This window comes from Streptomyces prasinopilosus (genome assembly GCF_001419695.1).
GTDB lineage: Bacteria > Actinomycetota > Actinomycetes > Streptomycetales > Streptomycetaceae > Streptomyces > Streptomyces prasinopilosus.
In genome coordinates this window covers 1-2939 of record NZ_LIRG01000634.1, presented here as the reverse complement: position 1 = coordinate 2939, position 2939 = coordinate 1, and the positions used below count along the sequence as shown (strand labels likewise).

2 protein-coding genes are annotated in these 2939 nt (G+C 76.0%); both read left to right on the top strand.

What is annotated here, in order from left to right:
* The coding region (locus AOK18_RS23705; protein ID WP_157865151.1) for a DUF3152 domain-containing protein at positions 1-881 on the top strand (881 nt) is incomplete at its 5' end.
* 245 nt (positions 882-1126) lie between these two features.
* Positions 1127-2938, top strand: coding sequence for a DUF3492 domain-containing protein (locus AOK18_RS23700; RefSeq protein WP_055695655.1), 1812 nt, complete (start codon positions 1127-1129; stop codon positions 2936-2938).
* Position 2939 lies beyond the last annotated feature (1 nt).

The following is a 2939-nucleotide window of genomic DNA, read 5'->3' as shown; positions in this document are numbered from 1 at the left end:
CCCCGGCCGGCACCGGCGACGCCGTGCCGCCCGCCGGGGCACCGGACCGGGCCAGGGGCACCAAGGGGCGCACGTTCACCGGGATCGCGGCCGCCGCCGTCACCACCGTGCTGGCGGTCGTCGTGGCCGGCCAGGTCGCCGACGGAGGCGACGGCTCCGACGGCCTGCGGGCGCAGTCCGCCCCCGAACAGGCGGCGCGCGACGCCCGGGACCCCGGAGCGAGCGGGGGCGCGGACGAGGAGCGGAACACCTCCCCGGGCGCCTCCCGCGCCGCCGGGCCGCTGACGTACGCGCAGAAGATGGACGAGAAGTACCCGCTCGGCGCCACCGTCAAGGGCTCGGGGAAGTTCGACGCGGTCCCCGGCACCGCCGGCGCGCCGGGCAAGGGACAGAAGATCACCTACCGCGTGGACGTGGAGCGGGGACTCGGGCTGGACGGCGCGCTGTTCGCCGAGGCGGTGCACCGGACGCTCAACGACAACCGCAGCTGGGCGCACAACGGTGCCCGCGCCTTCGAGCGCATCCACTCCGGCACCCCCCGCTTCGTCATCACCCTGGCCAGTCCCGGGACGACCGCCGAGTGGTGCGCCAGGTCCGGCCTGGACACCACGGTCGACAACGTCTCCTGCGACTCGGCCGCCACCGAACGCGTCATGATCAACGCGTTCCGCTGGGCGCAGGGCGCCGAGACGTACGGCGACGAGATGCTCGCCTACCGCCAGATGCTGATCAACCACGAGGTCGGCCACCGCCTCGGGTACAACCACCTCACCTGCGACAAGGACGGCGATCTGGCGCCGGTCATGCAGCAGCAGACCAAGTTCCTCGACCACGACGGAATCAGCTGCCTGCCCAACGCCTGGCCGTACCCGAAGGGCTGACGGACGCGTCGCAACCGGCACGGGGCCGCGGGTGCCCGTGCCGCGGGCCGCCGCCGTCCGCAGCGGCGGTCGATCCTCCGGAGAGACGGAACGCGTCCCGCGCGGGAAAGTTACGGTCGTTCACCCCTTCCAGTGGCGCGACGGACAACCGTCCATCACGCCGCCCCCTTGACCGTCTACGTTCGTCCCGCTGCGAGCCGCCGGGTCAACGGCGGCTCCCCATACGGGAGATCGGGGGTGCACTCGTGCGCATCGGACTGTTCACGGAGGGTGGCTATCCGTATGTGAGCGGTGACGCCGGACTCTGGTGCGACCGTCTCGTGCGCGGACTCGGGCACCACGAGTTCGACGTCTACGCGTTCAGCCGCAGCGAGGCACAGGAGGACGGCGGCTGGGTGCCGCTGCCGCCCCAGGTCGCACGGGTGCGCACCGCGCCGCTGTGGACGACCGAGGACGACGGGGTGGTGTACGGCAGGCGCGCGCGCCGCCGCTTCGCCGAGCACTACGGCGAACTCGCCGCCGTCCTGTGCACGTCGGACCCGGAATCCGCGTCGGGCCAGGGGTCCGCGTCCGCGTCGGGCCAGAGGTCCGCTTCGGGCCCCGCGGCCGCCGGCGCGCGCCCCGGGACGGAAGGGACGGCCCCCGTCCCGGCCGAGGCGGACCGTTTCGCCGGAGCCCTGTACGGCCTCGCCGACCTCGCCCGCGAGGAAGGCGGTCTCGCGGCCGCCCTGCGCTCCGAGACCGCCGTACGCGCCCTGGAACACGCCTGTCGTGCGCCCCGCGTGCTGCCCGCCGCGCGGGAGGCCCGCGTGGCGGACCTGCTGGCCGTGGCCGCGCACCTGCACGAGGCCTTGCGCCCCCTCTCGCTCGACTGGTACGAGGAGGACGGGCTCGGCGCGGTCGACCTGTGCCACGCCGCCTCCGGCGGCACGGCCGCCCTCCCGGGCCTGCTCGCCGGCCACTTCTTCGACGTCCCCCTGCTGGTGACCGAGTACGGCGTACGCCTGCGCACCCACTACCTGACCCGGCCGGACTCCTCGCCCGCCGTCCGCTCCCTCCTCGCGGCCTTCCACGGCCGGCTCACCACCGAGACCTACCGGCGGGCCGCTCTCCTCACCCCGGGCAACACCCACGCCCGCCGCTGGCAGGAGCGCTGCGGCGCCGACCGGGCGAAGGTCCGCACGGTCCCCCCCGGGGTGGACGCGGCGCCCTTCGCGGAGGCGGGCGAGTCCCCGCAACGGGGCGATCCGCACACCCTCGTCTGGGCCGGCCGGGTGGAGCCCGCCAAGGACCTGGTCTCGCTGCTGCACGCGTTCGCCGGGATCCACGCGGCCGAGCCCGGGACCCGCCTGCGGATCATCGGCGGCCCGGCCGGCCCCGAGGGCGCCGCCTACCTCGAGCACTGCCGGGCCCTGGCCGCGCGGCTCTTCCCGGACGGGACCGGCGCCCCGCACGCCGCCGGCCGCGGGCCGGTGTCCTTCGAGGAACCCGGCGGCCCGGGACTCGCCGGCCCCGCCGACGCGTACGCCGCCGGCGCCGTGACCGTCCTCTCCAGCGTGGTCGAGGGCTTCCCCACCGGACTCGTCGAGGCGATGCTCGCCGGCCGCGCGACGGTGTCCACGGACGTCGGGGCGGTGGTCGAGGTCATCGGCGGCACCGGACTCGTCGTCCCCCCGCGCGATCCGCAGGCGCTCGCACAGGCGTGTGTCTCGCTGCTGCGCGACCCCGAGCGGCGTACGCGCCTCGGTGCCGCCGCGCGCGCCCGCGCACTCGAACTGTTCACCGTCGAGCAGAACGTCGCCGCGTTCCACGGCCTGTACCTGGAGGCCGTCGCGCACACCCCGGTCCGCCGCGTCCGCCCGAGCGGCACGGGTGACCCCCTGCCCTTCGCCGCACCGGTCGAGGCCCGCGTCCCCGGTCACTGGGCCGACCCCGCCTCCCGCAGGCCGCGCCGTGCCACCCCCGCCTGGGCCGCGGACCCACCGGAGAGGTGCTCTTCCGCGGCCCAGGCGGGGGTGGCACGGCGCGGCCTGCGGGAGGCGGGGTCGGCCCAGTGAC